The sequence below is a fragment of the Geomonas agri genome, from assembly GCF_020179605.1.
In the GTDB taxonomy this organism is placed as follows: domain Bacteria; phylum Desulfobacterota; class Desulfuromonadia; order Geobacterales; family Geobacteraceae; genus Geomonas; species Geomonas agri.
Genome location: NZ_JAINZO010000001.1, coordinates 1,968,624 through 1,986,838, shown reverse-complemented (window position 1 = coordinate 1,986,838; position 18,215 = coordinate 1,968,624). Strand labels below are relative to the sequence as shown.

Here is an 18,215-nt window from a genome sequence, read left to right as displayed (position 1 = left end):
TTTCCCCACATAACGCCCTCAGGATTTCTGGCATTGTGCCGATAGGTATGACTGAACTGTGCCAGTTTTTCTACCAGAGGGAGTAGCATGCGACTTTGGCTTAAATTGCTGTTGAGTTATCTCGCCATCATCTGTGCCACCGTCCTGATCTCGATCGGGGGGATATCAGGTGCACAGAAGGTGCGGGACAGCTTTTACAAAGTCAACAAGGAGGTCATCCCCCACCTGCTCGCGCTCAAGGATCTACGCTATGCAGGGCTGCGTATTGTCTCTTCATCGATGGAGTACGCGTTCCTTACCTCGGTGCAGCCTGCCGGAGGGGAAGGTAAAGAGGACTTGGAGGCCAAAGCAGAAGAGGCGCGGCTTCTCGAAGATGGCCGCAGCACTTTTACTGCCAACCTCGAACTCTGCAGCAAAACCCTGGTGCACGGTACGGAAACGATGCCCAAGGCGCTGGAGAGTGGCGGCCAGGACCTGCTCAAGGAGTCGCGAAATTACATCGCCCTTGTCGATGCGCGGGGGAGCAGCTCCCAGTTGATCGCAGCCAAGGAGCGCTTCGAGCAGGCGGAGAGGGATTTTCTTCAGGTCGTCAACGAGGCGCATGACCGGGAGATGGCCGACCTGAACCTGCACCTCGCCGCAACACTGCAAAACGTCTCCAGCGCCATCGTTTCAGCGGTGGTGCTCTCCGTGGTGGCATTGACCGCTGCCCTTTTTCTAAGCGTGACAGTTCCCTACAAGATTTCCCGCCGTATCGGGATCCTTAAGGATGCCGCCGCCGCGGTCGCCGCAGGCAAGCGCGACGTGGTCGTCCCGGTAACCGAGCATGACGAGATCACGGCGGTGTCGGCCTCCTTCAACACCATGGTGCAGCGGTTGCGGGAATCTGAGGAACGGCTCAGTTCGACCAACAAGTACCTGGACAGTATCATCGCCACCATGCCCGAAGCGCTCACCGTGGTCTCCCGCGAAGGGGCCATCCTCGACGTGAATCGGGCGACCGAGGAGGTGTTCGGCTTTGCCAGGAAGGACATGGTGGGCCGCGACTTTGCCGGGCTGTTCGTCGATCCGAACCTGGGTGATGATTTCATCGCCGCGGTGCTGCGCCAGGAAGGGCTGGTGGAGCGGGAGGCCAGCCTGACGACCGAGGACGGCCGCGCCATCCACGTTCACTTGTCAGCGACCATGCTGGAGTCGAGCGAAAACAGGGACCGCTTCCTCTGCCTGAGCCACGACATCACGCTGCGCAAACAGGCGGAGCAGGAGGTCCACAACCTCGCGTACTTTGACCAGTTGACCGGCCTGGCCAATCGGACCCTGTTTTACGACCGCTGTTCCCAGGCGCTCGCCCGCGCCAAGCGCTACGGTGAGATGTTCGCCATCCTCTTCTTCGACCTGGACCATTTCAAGGACGTCAACGACACACTGGGGCACCATGCCGGCGACCAGTTGCTGCAACTTGTGGTGCAGCGTTTCCGGACGATCATCAGGGCGAGCGACACCTTCGCCCGCCTGGGGGGAGACGAATTCGCCCTGCTGTGCTGTCAGGTGTCGGGGGTGGACGGCGTAACCAAGCTGGCCGAGAAGCTGCTTGACCTGGGCAAGCAGCCTTTCGAGGTGGAGAACCGTCAGATCTATTCCGGCGCCAGCATCGGCATCGTCCTCTTCCCCGAGGATGGCGGAGACATCGCCACCCTGCTCAAGAACGGCGACCTGGCCATGTACGCCGCCAAAAGCGCAGGGGGGAACCGGTACCAGTTCTTCTCAAAAGGGCTGAACCAGCAGGCGCTGGAGCGGGTGGCGCTCGAGGCGGCCTTGCGCGAGGCGCTCAAAAACGACCGGCTGACGCTGCACTACCAGCCGCAGCTCGAGTTGCCGGGGGGGAGGGGGCTCGGCATGGAAGCCCTGGCCCGCTGGCACGACGACACCTTGGGGGAAGTCTCGCCGGCGCGCTTCATCCCAATCGCCGAGCAGACAGGGTTGATTCACGAACTAGGGGCCTGGGTGCTGCGCGAGGCTTGCGTTCAGTGCAAGCGCTGGCATCAGAAAGGCTACCAGGTAACCGTCAGCGTCAACGTCTCCATCAAGCAGATGATGCAGGAGGGATTCTCCGAGATGGTGGTGGGGACGCTCCTCGAGGCAGGGCTGGAGCCGAAGTTCCTCGACCTGGAGTTGACCGAGAGCATGCTCATGGAGAAAGCGGCTGAATCTGTGGCCATGCTGCGCATGTTCAAATCACTCGGGGTACAGATTTCCATCGATGACTTCGGCACCGGGTATTCCTCGTTGAGCTATCTGAAGAACTTCTCGGTGGACCGGATCAAGATCGACCAGTCCTTCGTCAGGGACGTCACCGCCCGGGACGACGCCGTCGGGATCATCAAGGCCATCGTCGCCATCGGGCACAGCATGGGGCTCCAGGTCATCGCCGAGGGTGTGGAGAGCCAGGAGGAGCAGGAGAAACTCCTGTTGTGCAAGTGCGACCAGGTCCAGGGGTACCTGCATGCGAGGCCGATGCCCCCCCCCCAGGCCGCTGCCTTCCTGCAGGATGCCTTCGCCCGCGCCGAGGCGGGAGCAGGGAAAGGGGAGAACTTGTGAGGGCCGAAGGGCGCTTGTGCGGGGCGAAGGGGAGCTTGTGAGGGACAAACAATGAAGGTCGGGAGCGTGTGAGAGACCATTGGTGAACGCCGGGGGTGGAGAAATGGGGGGAACTCTTGGGCAGGTGTACTGGTAGTGGGCAAAACTAGAAATTAAAAAAAGGCACCCCGCCGTGAGACTGGGTGCCTTTCTCATTTTCCGCAGACAGGGCGTGACCACCGCCCTACCTTGAACCAATCACTACGGCTTGAGCACGTTGGGCTCGAAGTTGTAGGTCGCGAAGTAGTCCTCGACGGTCTCGGCGCGGCGGATCAGCTCCACCCGGCCGTCGGCGCGCAGCATGAGCTCCTTGGGACGCAGCCTGCCGTTGTACTGGAAGCCCATGGCGTGGCCGTGGGCACCAGAGTCGTGGATCACCACCAGGTCGCCGTCCTCGATGGGGGGGAGCTCGCGCTGGATGGCAAACTTGTCGTTGTTCTCGCACAGCGAGCCGACCACGTCGTAGACTTCGCTACGCTCCACGCCTTCCTTGCCCACGACGTCGATGTGGTGGTAGGAGCCGTACAGCGCCGGGCGCATCAGAGACGACATGCACGCATCCAGGCCGATGTACTTCCTGTAGGTGTCCTTGCTGTTGATGGCGGTTGCCACCAGGGCGCCGTGCGGGCCGGTCATGAAGCGGCCGCTCTCCATGAACATGGCGGGGGCGTGGCCGTGACGGGCGCGGAAGCCGTCGAATATGGCGGTGATCTCCTTGGACATGGTGGAGAGGTCGAGCGCCTTCTGCTCGGGACGGTAGGGGATGCCGAAGCCGCCGCCGATGTTGACGAACTCGAACTGGATGCCCAGTGCCGCCTCGACCTCCTCGGCCACCTCGAGCACCATGCGGGCGGTCTCCACGATGTAGGTGTAGTCCAGCTCGTTGGAAGCCACCATGGTGTGCAGGCCGAACCGCTTGGCACCGCGCTCCTTGGCCCTGCGGTACGCCTCGACTACCTGCTCGTGGGAAACGCCGTATTTCGCCTCTTCGGGGTTGCCGATGATGACGTTGCCGGTGCGGCGCGGGCCGGGGTTGTAGCGGAAGCAGATCAGTTCCGGGAAGACCGGCACCTTGTCGATCAGCGAGATGTCGTCCAGGTTAAGGATGCAGCCGCCGTCCTGGGCCGCGAACTCGAACTCCTCGGGGCTGGTGTTGTTGGAGGTGAACATGATGTCTTCCGGCTTGGCGCCCAGCTGGCGGGCCTGGATCAACTCGGGGATAGAGCTGCAGTCGAAGCCGAAACCCATCTCCTTCATGAGCTTCAGGATCTCCCGGTTGGGGAGTGCCTTCACCGCGAAGAACTCGCGGAAGCCGGGGATGCTGGAGAAGGCCTGTTTTAGCTGCGAGCCGGTCTCCTTGATGCCCGCCTCGTCGTAGATGTGGAACGGGGTCTGGAAATGCTGCTGAATTTCAGGGATCCGGGGGAACAGACGATCTTTGAAAGAAGCGGACATCGGCATGACTTTAATTCTCCTTCTATAGTGTTAGCTGCTTAGCGTGATTAGCTGTGACGGCCGTTGCCGTTGTGGTCCGTGAGATCCACCCGCCTGGTTTCCTTCACCGTTTCCAGCACCACCTGGGTCCGGATCGACTTCACCCCCGGCAGAGGCCTGATCTGCTGCAAGATGCGGGACAGGGTGGTGTGGTCTGCGGTCCTCAGTTTTACCAGAAAGCCGTCGGGACCTACCACCTGGTGCACCTCCTGCACCGACGGGATGGCGGCCAGCGCGGTCGCGGTCTGCGCGTCGGCCCCGTCCGTTTCGACCTGCACGAAGGCAGAGAGCCCCTGGTGGAAACAGGCGGGGTTCAGCCTCACCTCGTACCCCTCGATGATGCCCCGCTCCTCCAGCTTGCGGATGCGCTCCAGTACTGCCGAAGGAGCCATCCCTACCTGCCGGGCGACCTCCGCGTTGGGGATCCTCGCCTTCTCCTGAAGAATCTCCAGTATGTGAATGTCTATTTCGTCAAACATTCTCGTTTACACCTTTCAATGCGAATTTTATTCATATTGTCATACGATGTAAAGAATTATTTTCGGAAGGGCCGGGTACGCCCGGTGCTCCCGGAGAATTGTCTGGTGCTGGCGGGGGAGGGGGCCGTACAATAGAGGTCAGGCAAGTGGAATAACAGGGTAATCAGGCTGTTGAGGAGGCAAAGACATGAAACGGACGATGATGCTCCTGGTGATGGTCTTCTTCTCCCTGGCCGTCGTCGGGGTTGCGGCGGAGAAGAAGGTAAGCAAGGCAGCGGTGCAACAGGTGATAGTACTGCCTGATCAAGTCAAGTGGCATGCCGGTCCCCCGGCGATACCCGGCGCGCAGATGGCCGTTCTGGATGGGGATTTGACCAAGCCCGGGTTCTTCGTGGCAAGGATCAAGCTCCCCGCAGGCGCCAAGATTGCGCCTCATTACCATGGCAAGATGGAACGGGTGACGGTGATCTCCGGCACCGTGAAGCTGGCCATGGGAGTGACCCAGGACAATCCGACCGTGCTTCCGGCGGGAAGCTACTTTGCGATCCCGCCCAAGACGGTGCACAACGGCTGGGTGGACGAGGAAACCGTCCTGCAGATATCGACGCGCGGGCCGTGGAGCATGCACCCGGTAACAGGCGCCAAGTAGGCGGGCGTAGCAAACAATACAATCAGTAGAAAAGCAAAGGGACCAGCCGGCGGGCTGATCCCTTTTTCGTCAAAGCTTCACACGCTCGCCTCTCCTGTCCGTTTCCGCTCCAGCGCAGGGAGCCTTACGGCTCGACCGCCCCGGTCAGTGCATCCTGTTGGTCGGCCTCGTCTTCGAGTGTCTGGCCCGTTTTGTCTTGTTTGCGCAGTGCCTTCTCCTCTTGCTTCTTCTTACGATCCAGTTCCTTCTGGCGCTTTTGAAACTTAAAATTGATTTGTGCCATCAGACCTCCCTCTTAAAAAAACCGGCCTATTCAGATATAGTTCCCTTAGCCTTACTTTTTTATCCAGTCAAAAACACACGTAATGCTGAACCTCCATCATTTAAATAGCAACAACAATTACTGAGCTTGGGGATTTATAATGACACTATAAGATAAGTTGCCGAACTCGTTGCATAAGCAGGTTTTTTTGAATACTTTTTTTACCCGCCGCTGAACCGGCAAAAAGCAAAAAACTGGGTATTGAAAGTGTGTGTGTTACATTTAAATAGCTTGCTTTGTGAATACCAAGCTGTTACGGTGGCAAAAGTTCCGGATTTTCCGGACATATTCGCAACACATTTTTGGAGATCGAAAAGACATGGCAAACGGTACTGTGAAATGGTTTAACGACAGCAAGGGGTTTGGTTTTCTGGAGCAGGAGAACGGTGAGGATGTATTCTGCCACTTCTCCGCTATCAGCGGCGACGGATTCAAATCCTTGGCTGAAGGTGATAGCGTGACCTTCGACGTAGTCAAAGGGCCCAAAGGCCTCCAGGCTGCCAATGTAACAAGGGTGTAACTGAAGCATCCCTGTGCGGGGCGTCCAGGTTCTGCCTGACGCGCCCCGTACAGCTCCAGAACGCGCCCCCTCTTGAACACATCAAGGGGCACCTCCTAAATCCCCCTCCCCACTGCTCACCATCGCATCTGTTCCTGCCGGTGCGCCACCTTTCATGCTGCTAACCAAGGAAGGGAACCATATGTCCATCAAACGAGGTGATGTAATAAGTCACGGCGGAGCGAGCCAGTGGGGTGCCGGTAAGGTCATGGAGATCAGCGCGGCCTGGGTCGCAATCCACTTCAACGATGGGATCGTCAGGAAGATTGCCAGCTCACACCTAAGTGAACTGCATCCGGCGGATCCGGCGTCGTTCCTGCCGCTGGCTGTGGACGAGCAGAAGCTGCCGCACCGGGCACCGGTATCGAAGGTGAAGAAGGGAACGCGCAAAACTGCGGCGCGCTCATTGGACTGATACTGTCGCGGCACGTGCCGCGCCCCGCGCATGAAAAAAGGGATGAGCCGATACCGGCTGATCCCTTTTTTGCGTTTCACTTCGTCGGTTGGGGCTGTTCGGTAGGTTAACCGGCGGCGAGTTGGAGACGGACCTGCCGCGCCGCCTGTACCATGTTGGCCAGCGAGGCCTCGATTTCAGGCCAGCCGCGGGTCTTCAGACCACAGTCGGGGTTCACCCAGAGGCGCTCCACCGGCAGGACCTCGGCGGCGAGTTTCAAGAGCGTCGTCATCTCCTCCACGGTAGGCACCCGGGGTGAGTGGATGTCGTAGATGCCGGGGCCGACGTCGTTGGGATAGCCATACTGGCGGAAATGCTCCAACGGTTCCATGCGTGAGCGCGAGGATTCTATGGAGAGGACGTCGGCGTCCAAGGCGACTATGGCGGGGAGTATGTCGCCAAACTCCGAGTAGCACATGTGGGTGTGAATCTGGGTCCCGTCGCTCACCCCGGCGGTTGCGAGGCAGAAGGCGGCGACGGCCCACTCCAGGTACTCGTCCCAGTCGCGCCGACGCAGCGGCAGCCCCTCACGGATGGCGGGCTCGTCGACCTGGATCATGGCAATGCCGGCCCGCTCCAGGTCGGCCACCTCGTCGCGCAGGGCCAGTGCGATCTGGCGGCAGGTCTCGGAGCGGGGCTGGTCGTTACGCACGAAGGACCACTGCAGGATGGTGACGGGACCAGTCAGCATGCCCTTCACCGGGCGCTGGCTGAGCGACTGGGCGTAGCTGCTCCATTCGACAGTCATCGGGCGGGGGCGTGCCACGTCGCCGTAGAGCACCGGTGGCTTGACGCAGCGCGAGCCGTAGCTCTGCACCCAGCCGTTTTGGGTGAAGGCGAAGCCATCCAACTGCTCGCCGAAATACTCCACCATGTCGGTGCGCTCGAATTCGCCGTGCACCAGCACGTCTAGCCCGAGCTGTTCCTGTCTCTCGATGCAGCGCTTGATCTCGGCGCGCAGGAAATCCTGGTACCCCTGGGCGTCGAGCGCGCCGCTACGCCACTTCGAGCGCGCCTCACGCACCTCCTTTGATTGCGGGAAAGAGCCGATGGTGGTGGTAGGAAGCAGGGGCTGGTTGAAGCGTTGCTTCTGCTTGACGCTCCGCTCCGCGAAGGGGGCGCTACGCCTGATCATGGCCTCGGTCACCTGTCCCGCCCGATGGCGGACGGTGGGGTTGTCGGCGGCTGCAGCGGCCCGGCGCCGGGCGAGCGCCGCGGTGCCCTGTTCGAAGACCGCGCCCTGGGGCTGCTCCTGCTCGGCGGCGTCGGCCAGAAGGCGCACCTCGGCGACCTTCTGCGCCGCGAAGGCCATCCAGCTCTTCAACTCTGCGTCGAGCCTGGTCTCGGCATCCAGGTCCACCGGGACATGCAGCAGCGAACAGGAACTGGCGACCATGACCCGTTCGCTGCCGAGGGTAGAGACGGCACGCCGGACCATGCCGTGCGCCGCTTCCAGGTCCGCGCGCCAGATATTGCGACCGTCGACCACCCCAAGCGACAGCTTCATGGTAGCCGGGAGCCCGGTCAGTACCGCTTCCAGGTCCGCCGGTGCGCGCACCAGGTCCACGTGCAGCGCGTCGCATCCCGACTCGGCGACCAGGGCGAGGTTATCGCCGATGGACCCGAAGTAGCCGGCCACCAGCAGGGCAGGACGTTTGGCAGTGGTCGCCAGGCGGCCCAGGGCGGTGCGGTACGCCTGCACGCTACGCGTGTCCAGGTCGAAACACAGGCATGGTTCGTCGAGCTGGACCCAAGTCACACCGTGGCCGGCGAGCAGCGCCAGCAACTCCTCGTAGACCGGGAGCAGGCGCGGCAGCAGGTCCAGGGTGTCTAACCCGGAGACGTTGTCGGCAAACTTGGACAGCTTCAGGAAGGTTACCGGGCCCGGGAGCACCATGCGCGGCGTCACGCCCAGGGCCTGTGCCTCGGCGAGTTCGCCGGCGATTTTAGTCGGGTCCAGCGCGAAAGACTGGTCCGCAGCCAACTCCGGAACGATGTAGTGGTAGTTGGTGTCGAACCACTTGGTCATCTCCAGGGGAGAGAGGTCTATACCGGCACCCCTGTCCTGGACGCCGCGGGCCATGGCGAAGTAGCGGTTCAAGGGATTGGCGATGCTGCGAAACCGCTCGGGGATGACTCCGACGGCAACGGCCATGTCCAGCATGTGGTCGTAGAGGGAGAAGTCGTTACACGGGACCTGGTCCAGCCCGGCCTCCTTCATCATGGACCAGTGCCGGGTGCGGATCTCCTGCGCTGTCGCCAGAAGCGATTCTGCTGGGGATGCGCCGCTCCAGTAAGCCTCGAGCGCCTTCTTCAACTCTCTCGCGATACCGATCCTGGGGTGGCCTAACACTGTGGCAAGAACTGGCATAGTGCTTCTCCTTCGCATACTTTGGTAAAGTGAGCTGGGTGTCGCTGTTCTCGACGACAAGTTGACAATTGTAACAGCTTCCTTTGGTTGTGCAGCTTGTCTTGCCTCTGCGACATACTTCGGAATTGGAATCGCCGGTACAGCTGCGTATCATAACCTGTTGGAGCAATTTGTCATTGACTACACCAGCCATCCAATATAAGCGTGTCCTGCCGTAAAAAAAGGGTAGGGCCATGGCCTGGGCCCCTTTTGCAGAGCATCTGCCCAATAGATCCAGATCACGAGGTCTCACATTTTGCGAAGGGGGGATAGGGGGGATAGGGGGGATAGGGGGGATAGGGGGGATTTGCCTCAACCTTTGCCGCGGTTAGGTGGATTACAACCAAAGTGCCTGCGGTAGCCTCTCCCCCGCCAGGAACCTCTCCACGAATTCAGGATGCTCCAAAAAGGCAAGAACCCCCGTGCCTAGTTCGATGCTGCGGTCGTCCAGCCCGACCTGGCACAACCCCGAGGCGAGGGCGGTGAAGGCGGCGTCGAAGACCACCTTGCGGAACAGGTCTGCAGGAACCATACGGTCCTCATCCGTGACGGTCGGGAAGAACGCGTCCTTGCAACTCTGGCTGTCCAGCGAGGTTATCGCCCGGCAGGAGAGGGGACGCACGTGGTGGACGCTGCAGGCCTCCCAACGGTCGAGCAGTGGACAGAACATCTGCTTAAGGATCCGCTCGTCGTCGTCCATCCAGCGGGCCCAGGAGCGATGCGTGGCTAGCTGCATTTGCAGCCCGGCCAGTTCCGTACCGGAGAGCCTTTCTCGTAGCCAAAGCGCTATGGTCATCGCTTCTGGTAGTAAAACCGCTACGTTGAGCACGCAGCAGTGCGGGCAGCCGGCAGCACAGGCGTAGGGGCGATCGTTGCAGAGGCCTTGTGCAGCATCCGCACAGGACTCCAGCATACGCGCCACGGTTGCAGGGTCGGCGCCTTTTCGCAAAGCCTCCACTACCGTAGCCGTCAAACCGGAGCGGAATTCCTCTTCATTCCATGATTCGATGCTTTTCATACCGCAGATTGTACTAAAAGAAATGCACCTGTCACGCAATGAGATTGTGCCAAACAGTAGTGGGACGATCTACTCTACTCTACTCTACTCTACTCTACAGGAGAGTCTTACAGGCTTCTTCTAATATGATATTAAATTATTCTTTGACATTGACCTTCGTGTACACTAATCTTGCAAAAAGTTCAGAAACATTCCCTGCTTCTGTCTCAACCGCACCAAAACTGGGGACTCTATTGAAACAAGTGAGGTTTTGAATGAGCACCATGCGCATCCTGTTTGTGGCACTCGTACTGGCCTGTCTAATTGTTCCTTCCATCTCATTCGCAGACTCAGACGAAATGTTTGCCCAAGCCAAGAACCAGGCCGCCGCCGAGAAAGCAGTAACGGAGCACGCTGCTGTAGACAAGGCGATAGCCGAGAAACTGGCAGCGGACAGGGTGGCTGCTCAGAGAGTAGCTGCTGAAGAGGCTGCCGCAGGAAAAGGGTCTGCAGATCAAGCTGCTGCCCCCAAGGCATCTGCTGCAAGACCGGTGACTATCGAGGAAGCGGTTGCTAAGCGAACCGCGGCCATCAAGGCAGCAGTCGAGAAAGCCGCCGCGGAAAAAGCTGTTGCTGACAAAGCCGCTGCCGAGAAAGCCGCTGCTGAGTACGCTGCAGCCAAGAAAGCAGCTACAGAGAAAGCCTTTGCCGACAAGGCGGCCGCCAAGAAGGCTGCTGCCGAAAAGACCGCTGCTGACCAAGCCGCTGCCAAGAAAGCCGCTGTGGAAAAAGCTGCTGCAGACAAAGCCGCTGCCAAGAAAGCTGCAGAAGAGAAGGCCGCTGCTAAGAAAGCTGCTGCGGGAACGGCCGCCGCCGACAAGGCGGCTGCCAGGAAAGCCGCTGCTGACAAAGTTGCTGCTGACAAAGCCGCTGCCAAAAAGACGGCTGAAGAGAAAGCCGCCGCGAAGAAAGCTGCTGCGGAAAAGGCCGCTGCAGAGAAATTAGTAGCCAAGGCCGCTGCGAAGACCAGCACCGATGCTGCGGTCAACGCTACGGCACCTGCTGCCGCACCTGTAGTTGCAGCGCAATCCCAACCGCAGGCACCGGCACGTGCAGCTTCTGCTGGTGGCTATAGTCTCGACTTCGGGAATTTTGTCTTGAAGTCCGAGGTGGCCCAGGTCAAGAAGAAGATCAAGAATGCCGGTATCAAGGCAGTCGTGGTGCGTGGGCCCAAGCGAAAAGAGCAGATGAACCGGATCCATGCCGGCGAGTACATTGATCCGCAGGCCGCAGAGAAAATGCTGCAGAAACTGCGTAAAGCCAAGGCTGATCACTTCGTGCTTCAGGACAAGAGTGGCAAGTTCAACGTGTATGCCGGCTCCTACTTCGACAAGATCAGTGCGGTGGACGAACAATTGCGGTTGGCACGTTTCGGTATCACCACGGAGCTCAGGCCGATAGCGGTTCAGGTTCCGACCTTCAGTCTCACGGCCGGTTCTTTTAAAAGCGAAGAGGAGGCCGCCCGGAAGGGGACCGAACTTGAGAAGCTCGGCGTCAAGGCTGCCGTGGTACAACGTTCGAAGTAAGCTCGTTTTTAGACAGTAGTGAAATGAGAAAGGGGCAGCCGTTATGGCTGCCCCTTTCCTGTTTAGTAAGAGGCAGCCGGCGTCGCTGCCCCTTCGAGATCAATTTTTTGCTGTAAAGGGCGGGACCCCGCCCGGAAAGATCATCAAGCTTGTTGGCCAGCCGCAGCTTCGGCGTTGCATCGCTCGACCGCGTCTCTGAGCCAGGCGATTTCCTCAGAATGGAATTCCTTGGAATACTCCGTGCCGACGTTAAGTGCCCAGTTCAGCGGCTCGACCGTGCTCAACGCGAGTAGGTGACCAGGAACCTCGATATACGGGGCTGTGGCTTCCCAAGCCTGGAGGCGCTCTACCGAGCTGAAAAGCATCAAGTAGTCCTTGCCGTCAGCCTCGGCGATCAGCGGCATGACGCCGCCCTGTTCGTCTTGCTTCTCACCATCCTCGATAATGGGTACGAAAAAGGAAGAGTTGAGAAAGAGATCATAGAATGCGGACTGCTTCTTGCCGTCCGTCGTGTTCTCGCGCATGCTTACCAGCGCCTCGTCTAGTTTTTCCATCTGGGTTTCCTTTGGGAATGTAATGGGCGGGGTTAGTAGTGGTCTCCACTGGCACCATACCGAACGGGGCAGATCATTTCAAGGATAAAGATAAAACGATCTATTCCCCGTGCAGCTTGTCGAGCAGCTTACCTTGGTACTCGGGGAGCAGGTCCAGGGAAAGAGGGCGCTTGCGGGTCATCTCCAGCTTCATCAGCTTGAAGTTGAGTTCGCGTACCTTTTTAACCCTCTCGTCGCTCTCCTCCATATCCAAGACCAGCCGCCGTAGCGAAGCTACCTCGTTGGTCAACTCCACCTCCGGAGGCACGCAGCCGGCATTTTTGAGCACTTTGTACGCCATGCGTAACTCTTCGGGGACCGCCGAGAGGTCTTCCTGCACCAGCGGCTTGCCGCGCCCGGGAAGGTTGTCGAACTCGCCGCGCTCCATCGCTTCCTTGATTCGTCTTTCTGCTATCAATGCGAATATTTCCATTCCGCGATTGTGGCAGAACCGGCAGCAGATAGTCAACTTCCCTCTTAGCGACCCTGTTCCCCTCCCGTATTGTGTTAAACTCCTCTCTTTGTGCTGTCAGGATGTGCTCGATCTCGCCGTCGCCGCTTAGCCTACGATGACCCGCCATGCTGCACGGTTGAGCGCTGGGACTTCGGCTCCGAGGGACGCTTTCTGCTTGCACAGCGCGAGCTTCTCCTGCTGCAGCGTCCCTGACCCTGGCACAAATACCATATTAAAACCGGTCCGCCTCGCTTACAATTAAGACGGGAGTTATTTCGTCTTACGTGGATTCGGCGTGCAGTTTCACTGCGACCGTTCTTGTCCGAGGGTACAATGCGGCATCGGCATCTGAAGGTCAGGCTGGTAAAAAGCGAATGGCTGCGCTACCTGCTCATTGCGACGGGCCTGTTGTCGCTTCTTGCCGGGGTGGTGGGGTTGTTCCTGCCTCTCATACCGACTGTCCCGTTTCTCCTGGTGGCGGTCATCTGCTTTTCCCGGAGCTCCGAACGTTTCCACACCTGGCTGGTCGAACACAGGCATTTCGGCCCGGTACTGAAGGAGTACCTAGCGCACGGCTCAGTCCCGCTTCGCGCCAAATGCCTGGCTCTTGCCGCTATCTGGGTTTCCTTCCCCGTTACCGCGTTGGTCGTTGTCGAAGCACTCTGGCTGCGAGTCCTGCTCTTCTCCGTTGCCGCATGCGCGACCCTGTACCTGCTTGCGCTGCGGACGGTGCCGCGGCGCAGCAAAGGACGCGCCGCCAGGCAACGCGATCCCGATTCAACAATCCCCTAATCGATGCTGAACTGTCGCACCCTGGCCTGGAGCTGCATCGTGTTCTGGTTCAGTAACGAAGCCGCTTCCGCGGAGTCATGTGCCGCCCGGGTCGTTTGCTGCACGTCGTAGCTGGTCTGCTGGATGCTTCCGGAGGTTGCGCGGGTCGGCAGGCTTAGAGACGTGACTAAGGGAGATACTGGGGGAAGACGGCGGGAGGGAGGGAATGGGGACCGTTTCCGGTCCCCACGTGGATCATTTCTTGTGCTTCATAGCGACCTTGATTTTGCGGATGTCCTTACGCATCATGGCCACGTCGCGCTCGACGTTGAGCACCTTGAGGCGCAGGTCGGTGATCTGCATGGCGAGCTTCTCGTTGCTGGGGACTTCCTTGGCAGCTTCTGCCGCCGGTGCTGCATTGGAGGGGATGGGCACCGGTTCGGTCGAGGCGACCATGACCGGAGCGGCCGAGGCGAGCGACCACCCACCCACGTAACCATTGAGCTTGCCGTCAGCTGAGGAGACTTTGACCCACCCTCCCGAGCAGCTCTCCGCGGTGACCTTGGCGTCTTTTTTAAGGACCGCGATCACCTTCGCCTTCTTGCTGGCACTCTTGCGCAGGCGGATTTCGGGGGCAGTTACCGTGCAGTTGGTGCTTTCGGCCAGGGCCGGAACGGCGAATGCTGCGACAGCCGCTGTTGCGAGAATGATGTTGCGGATCTTTTTGCTCATGGTGTCTCCTTTTTATGAGTAATGCGACCACGGGGTCGAGGCTGAGAGTTACTGGGAGGCGACGTAAAGTGGCCCCAGGAGTTTCGGCTTTAGATCCAGCGCGGAAATAATACCGATACAATTAAAAATAATCAATAAAAAATCACTCTAATTTTTGGCTAGTGCTTTGACTGGTAGAACTGCACCGTTGTGTGCCGTCATGCGTCGTGCGTCCCTGAGCTTGATGAGGTCCACTATCTGCATGATCCTGTTGTACTGAGACAGGTTGACCCGCTCTCCTGTCAGTTCATTGAGCGCCTTGTCGGCGATCTCGGGGTAGCGCTGCATCGCGGAATGTAATTGTGAGTATTGGTAGCCGGATATTTCGCTGCGGCCTTGCTGGCTTGCCTTGCGGATTCCTGGGTTCAACGCGAAAAGGGCTGTTATGGCGACGAACAGCAGCACGACGAAGGGAGTTTTTTCCATGGATGGGGGTGGGCCCGCGCTGGGCGTCCTTTCAGAGTTTGCACAATAGTTTCAGTTATCGGCGTCGGCCGTTTTTACTGAAGCAAAAACTTCAAAAAAGTAAGGCAGCACCGTTACTGTCGGTGCTGCCTTATTATTGTAGCTAATTTATTAGAATTTTTCGAAGTCGGAATCGTCCTGGTCCATCTCCAGTGCCAGTCCACTCGCCACGACTGAGCGCTTGGACTGCACCGATACCCGCGGCACCGCCTGCGTCAGGGTCTTCTTACGAGGTGCCGGCTTGGCTTTGTGCTGTACCGGCTCCTGCTTCAGCCCGTGCAGTGGGGGCTGGGCATGGGCGCCCTCCACCTTGAAGAAGGTGATGGAGCCCTGCAACTGTTCCGCCTGGCTCGACAGTTCTTCTGCGGTCGACGACATCTCCTCTGCGGCGGAAGCATTCTGCTGGATGACCTGATCGAGTTGCTGGATGGCCTTGTTGATCTGTTCTGCGCCGGTATCCTGCTCGCGGCAGGCGGCGGAGATCTCCATGACCAGTTCCGCCGTCCTCTGGATGTCCGGGACCATCTGGTTCAGCATGTTGCCGGCACGTTCCGCGATTTCGACGCTGCTGGAGGAGAGGTCCGAAATCTCCGCTGCCGCCCGCTGGCTACGCTCGGCCAGTTTCCTCACCTCGCTCGCCACCACCGCAAACCCCTTGCCGTGCTCGCCGGCGCGGGCCGCCTCGATGGCCGCGTTCAGAGCGAGCAGGTTGGTCTGGCGTGCGATCTCCTCGATAATGGAGATTTTGCCCGCGATCTCCTTCATGGCTGCAACCGTGTGGGTCACCGCCTCGCCACCCTCTTTGGCGTCCTTGGCCGACTTAGAGGCGATTTTCTCGGTCTGCAGTGCGTTGTCCGCATTCTGCCTGATGTTCGACGTCATCTCTTCCATGGAGGAGGAGACCTCCTCCGCTGCCGCCGCCTGTTCGCTGGCACCCTGCGACATCTGCTCGGAACTGGAGGAGAGTTCCTGGCTGCCGGACGCCACGTTGTCCGCGGCACCCTTGACGTCAGTGACCACCTCGTTCAGCTTGGCCAGCATCGCCTTGAGCGCGATCATGAGCTGGTCCTCGGGGGAGCGCTCGACCAGCTTCAGGGTCAGGTCCCCGGCCGCGATCTGCTGGGCGACCTGGGAGATATTGCGGTTGGCCTGTGCGGAGCTGTTCACTGCCTGGGCCAGCGTGTCGAAGGTGTGCTTCACTTCCGCGGTGTCGCTGTCGGCGGGCTCGGTGCAAAGCGAAATGTTGACGTCGCCCAAAGCCAGCCGCCCGAGCCCCTCCACGAGCTTCCTGGTCTCGTTCTCCTGGTAGTCCGCGATCCGTTTGGCCTGGCGCGCCGCCGTTTTCACCGAGGTGAGGTCGGTGACCACCTCGAATGCGCCGATCACCTTGCCTTCTTTGTCCTTGATGGGGACGCCGGTGTAGCTGATGTCGAGGTCGAGGCCGGCGGAGGGGTGGGCGTCAGTCTCACGCGTCGCCTCGAGGCCGGAAGTGATGGCCTGGGCACAGGCGCAGTTCGCGGTCCTGCAGTCGCCGGTCTTGAAGTGGTCGTAGCACTTGGTGCCGATGACCTGGGCCTGGCTCTTGCCGCCTACCTTGGCGCCCAACTGGTTCATGTACAGGACGTTGAAGTCTTTGTCGATGACCATGGCGGGCGCCGGCATGTTGTCCATAAACCCGACCATGGTGGTCAGCGTGTCGTTCACCCCCTGCACGATATCGCGGTAGGCCCCCTGGTGTTTCTGTGCTTCGGCGCGGGCGGTGAGTCTCCCTTCCAGCGCCGCCTGGGACAGTTGCGCCGTGTCGGCGTTGAGGGTCTTGATCACGTCGACGCAGCCGTTCACCGCGGCGGCGAGGGAATCGAAGATCTGCTTGGCGTCGGCGGTGTCGGCATCCGCCTCGGCCGTGGTGATGGAAAAGTCGACCTGGCCCTTTGCCAGTTTGTCCAGGCCGTGCACAAGTTTCCTGGTCTCCTGTTCCTGGTAGTCGCTGATCTTGTTCGCCAGCCGGGCCGCCTGCTTGACCGCGGTCTGGTCGGTGACCACTTCGAAGGCGCCGATGACGCGGCCACTGTTGTCGTGGAGAGGGAGGCCGGTGTAGGCGATATCGAGGTTGAGCCCGGCCGGGTGCGCGTCGGTCTCCGAACTGGCCATGGTGCCGGTCTGCATTGCCCTGCCGCAAGCGCAGTTGGTGCTGCCGCAGTCGCTGGTCTTGAAGTGGTCGTAGCACTTGGTGCCGACCACCTGGGCCTGGGTCTTGCCCCCCACCTTTGCGCCCAGTTCGTTCATGTACATGACGCTGAAGTCGCGGTCCACGATCATGGCCGGCGCCGGCATGGCGTCCAGCAGACCGACCAGTCGCGCGATGGTGGCGTTGACCCCCTCGATGATCCTGCGGTAGTCGCCGTGGTGCCGGGTGACGTCGGCGCGCTCGGTGAGTCTTCCTTCCATGGCGGCCTGGGCCAGCATGTTGGCGTCGGCGACCATGGCCTGTACGGCGGCGATGGTGACGTTGAGGTTCACGGCCAGGACATCCTTCTCGGACTTGGGCTGCAGTTGGACCGACAGGTCTCCGGCAGCCACTTTCTCAGCTGCCCTGGCAGCCTCGGCTATGTTGTCGACCATCTTGCTGAAGGCGTGGGCCAGGTTCCCTGCCTCATCCTGCGAATCGCTCTCGATGACCAGGTCCACGTTGCCCACTGCCAGTTGGTCGGCGACCTTGATCAGCTTGTTGATGTTTTTACTGATCCGCGACGCCACAAGGTAGCCCAGCAGCAGCACCGCCACCGCGATGGCCAGAGTGATCCCCGCCATCTTCCACCGCATATCCGCGATCACCTGGTGCAGGTCATCCATGTAGAGACCGGTGCCGATGATCCACCCCCAGGGCTTGTACAGCTTCACGTAGGAGAGCTTCGCCACCGGGACGGTCGAGCCCGGCTTGGGCCAGCGGTACTCAACCACGCCGCTTCCGTTATTTTTGGCTACGTTGGCCATCTCCGCAAAGAGCGTCTTGCCGGTAGGGTCTTTGGTGCCACTCTGGTCCTTGCCGTTCAACTCCGGCTTGAGGGGGTGCATGAGCATGACCGCGTTCACGTCGTTGATCCAGAAGTACTCGTTATCCCCGTAGCGCATGTTCCTGATGCGCTCCATGGCGCGCTTCTTCGCCTCCTCCAGGGTGAATTCCCCTTTCTGGACCCTCTGGTCGTATTCCGCGACCAACTCGACCGGCAGGTCGACCACCGCTTTCAGGGTGTCTTCCCGTTCGGCTAAAATCCTGTCCTGCATCGTGGGCAGCAGGTAGAAGAAGTTCACAGCCGCTATGATAACCACAGTGGCCAGCGAGATGCTCAGCACCTTTGCCGCGATGCTCCAGTCTTTGAACCGTTTTATGCTCATTCAGTTTCTCCCTTTGCAGCCCGGTGCCTATGGCTTGCAGGTTGCGGATCAGATAGAGTTGCCGAGGTGCTATGACATACTCATTGTGGTTTATCGGCAACATGTGCGGGAATGTGAATGGGAAATTGGGACCTGACTTTTGCGAAAAAGAGGGGGCTCGTCGGCGCAGGTGCGCGCC

At 59.8% G+C, this 18,215-nt stretch carries 16 protein-coding genes; 6 read left to right on the top strand and 10 right to left on the bottom strand.

Annotated elements, in window-relative coordinates; genetic code table 11:
• The first annotated feature begins 87 nt into the window (after window positions 1-87).
• Window positions 88-2,598 (top strand): putative bifunctional diguanylate cyclase/phosphodiesterase, encoded by a 2,511-nt coding sequence (locus tag K7R21_RS08660; RefSeq protein ID WP_224982865.1) that lies wholly within the window; start codon window positions 88-90, stop codon window positions 2,596-2,598.
• A 240-nt stretch (window positions 2,599-2,838) separates the two neighbouring features.
• Here the strand turns inward: K7R21_RS08660 and lysA are convergent, their stop codons facing one another.
• Window positions 2,839-4,098, bottom strand: a complete 1,260-nt coding sequence (gene lysA / locus K7R21_RS08655) for a diaminopimelate decarboxylase (protein WP_224982864.1) — start codon at window positions 4,096-4,098, stop codon at window positions 2,839-2,841.
• A gap of 41 nt (window positions 4,099-4,139) precedes the next feature.
• Window positions 4,140-4,610 (bottom strand): Lrp/AsnC family transcriptional regulator, encoded by a 471-nt coding sequence (locus K7R21_RS08650; protein ID WP_224982863.1) that lies wholly within the window; start codon window positions 4,608-4,610, stop codon window positions 4,140-4,142.
• 187 nt (window positions 4,611-4,797) lie between these two features.
• On the opposite strand from K7R21_RS08650, the gene K7R21_RS08645 reads away from it, so the two are divergent.
• Window positions 4,798-5,259: a cupin domain-containing protein gene (locus K7R21_RS08645; protein ID WP_224982862.1), complete on the top strand. Its 462-nt coding sequence runs from the start codon at window positions 4,798-4,800 to the stop codon at window positions 5,257-5,259.
• 124 nt (window positions 5,260-5,383) lie between these two features.
• On the opposite strand, the gene K7R21_RS08640 is transcribed toward K7R21_RS08645, so the two are convergent.
• On the bottom strand, window positions 5,384-5,542 hold the full coding sequence (locus tag K7R21_RS08640) for a hypothetical protein (protein ID WP_224982861.1): 159 nt from the start codon (window positions 5,540-5,542) through the stop codon (window positions 5,384-5,386).
• 358 nt (window positions 5,543-5,900) lie between these two features.
• On the opposite strand from K7R21_RS08640, the gene K7R21_RS08635 reads away from it, so the two are divergent.
• Both K7R21_RS08635 and K7R21_RS08630 read left to right on the top strand, forming a co-directional pair.
• A complete protein-coding gene (locus K7R21_RS08635) occupies window positions 5,901-6,101 on the top strand; it encodes a cold-shock protein (RefSeq protein ID WP_224982860.1) in 201 nt (66 codons plus the stop codon).
• A gap of 181 nt (window positions 6,102-6,282) precedes the next feature.
• Window positions 6,283-6,555 carry a DUF3553 domain-containing protein gene (locus K7R21_RS08630; RefSeq protein ID WP_224982859.1) on the top strand — a complete coding sequence of 91 codons (273 nt, stop codon included), beginning with the start codon at window positions 6,283-6,285 and terminating at the stop codon, window positions 6,553-6,555.
• A gap of 106 nt (window positions 6,556-6,661) precedes the next feature.
• Here K7R21_RS08630 and metE read toward each other — a convergent pair whose 3' ends face one another.
• Both metE and K7R21_RS08620 read right to left on the bottom strand, forming a co-directional pair.
• Window positions 6,662-8,965 (bottom strand): 5-methyltetrahydropteroyltriglutamate--homocysteine S-methyltransferase, encoded by a 2,304-nt coding sequence (metE, locus tag K7R21_RS08625; protein WP_224982858.1) that lies wholly within the window; start codon window positions 8,963-8,965, stop codon window positions 6,662-6,664.
• 376 nt (window positions 8,966-9,341) lie between these two features.
• Window positions 9,342-9,977 carry a YkgJ family cysteine cluster protein gene (locus K7R21_RS08620; protein WP_224982857.1) on the bottom strand — a complete coding sequence of 212 codons (636 nt, stop codon included), beginning with the start codon at window positions 9,975-9,977 and terminating at the stop codon, window positions 9,342-9,344.
• Between the two features lie 299 nt (window positions 9,978-10,276).
• Between K7R21_RS08620 and K7R21_RS08615 the strand changes: the two genes are divergently transcribed.
• Complete coding sequence (locus tag K7R21_RS08615) at window positions 10,277-11,587, top strand: SPOR domain-containing protein (protein WP_224982856.1); 1,311 nt, start codon at window positions 10,277-10,279, stop codon at window positions 11,585-11,587.
• Window positions 11,588-11,730: 143 nt separating this feature from the next.
• On the opposite strand, the gene K7R21_RS08610 is transcribed toward K7R21_RS08615, so the two are convergent.
• Window positions 11,731-12,141 carry an SseB family protein gene (locus K7R21_RS08610; protein WP_224982855.1) on the bottom strand — a complete coding sequence of 137 codons (411 nt, stop codon included), beginning with the start codon at window positions 12,139-12,141 and terminating at the stop codon, window positions 11,731-11,733.
• A gap of 100 nt (window positions 12,142-12,241) precedes the next feature.
• Entirely contained in the window at window positions 12,242-12,598 is a 357-nt protein-coding gene (locus K7R21_RS08605; protein ID WP_224982854.1) for a DnaJ family domain-containing protein, read from the bottom strand.
• Between the two features lie 369 nt (window positions 12,599-12,967).
• On the opposite strand from K7R21_RS08605, the gene K7R21_RS08600 reads away from it, so the two are divergent.
• Window positions 12,968-13,426 carry a YbaN family protein gene (locus tag K7R21_RS08600; RefSeq protein WP_224982853.1) on the top strand — a complete coding sequence of 153 codons (459 nt, stop codon included), beginning with the start codon at window positions 12,968-12,970 and terminating at the stop codon, window positions 13,424-13,426.
• A gap of 234 nt (window positions 13,427-13,660) precedes the next feature.
• On the opposite strand, the gene K7R21_RS08595 is transcribed toward K7R21_RS08600, so the two are convergent.
• The 3 genes from K7R21_RS08595 to K7R21_RS08585 all read right to left on the bottom strand — a co-directional run bounded on the left by K7R21_RS08595 (window position 13,661) and on the right by K7R21_RS08585 (window position 18,037).
• Window positions 13,661-14,137, bottom strand: coding sequence for an SH3 domain-containing protein (locus K7R21_RS08595; RefSeq protein WP_224982852.1), 477 nt, complete (start codon window positions 14,135-14,137; stop codon window positions 13,661-13,663).
• 147 nt (window positions 14,138-14,284) lie between these two features.
• Window positions 14,285-14,602 carry a hypothetical protein gene (locus tag K7R21_RS08590; protein ID WP_224982851.1) on the bottom strand — a complete coding sequence of 106 codons (318 nt, stop codon included), beginning with the start codon at window positions 14,600-14,602 and terminating at the stop codon, window positions 14,285-14,287.
• Window positions 14,603-14,752: 150 nt separating this feature from the next.
• On the bottom strand, window positions 14,753-18,037 hold the full coding sequence (locus K7R21_RS08585; protein WP_224982850.1) for a cache domain-containing protein: 3,285 nt from the start codon (window positions 18,035-18,037) through the stop codon (window positions 14,753-14,755).
• Window positions 18,038-18,215 lie beyond the last annotated feature (178 nt).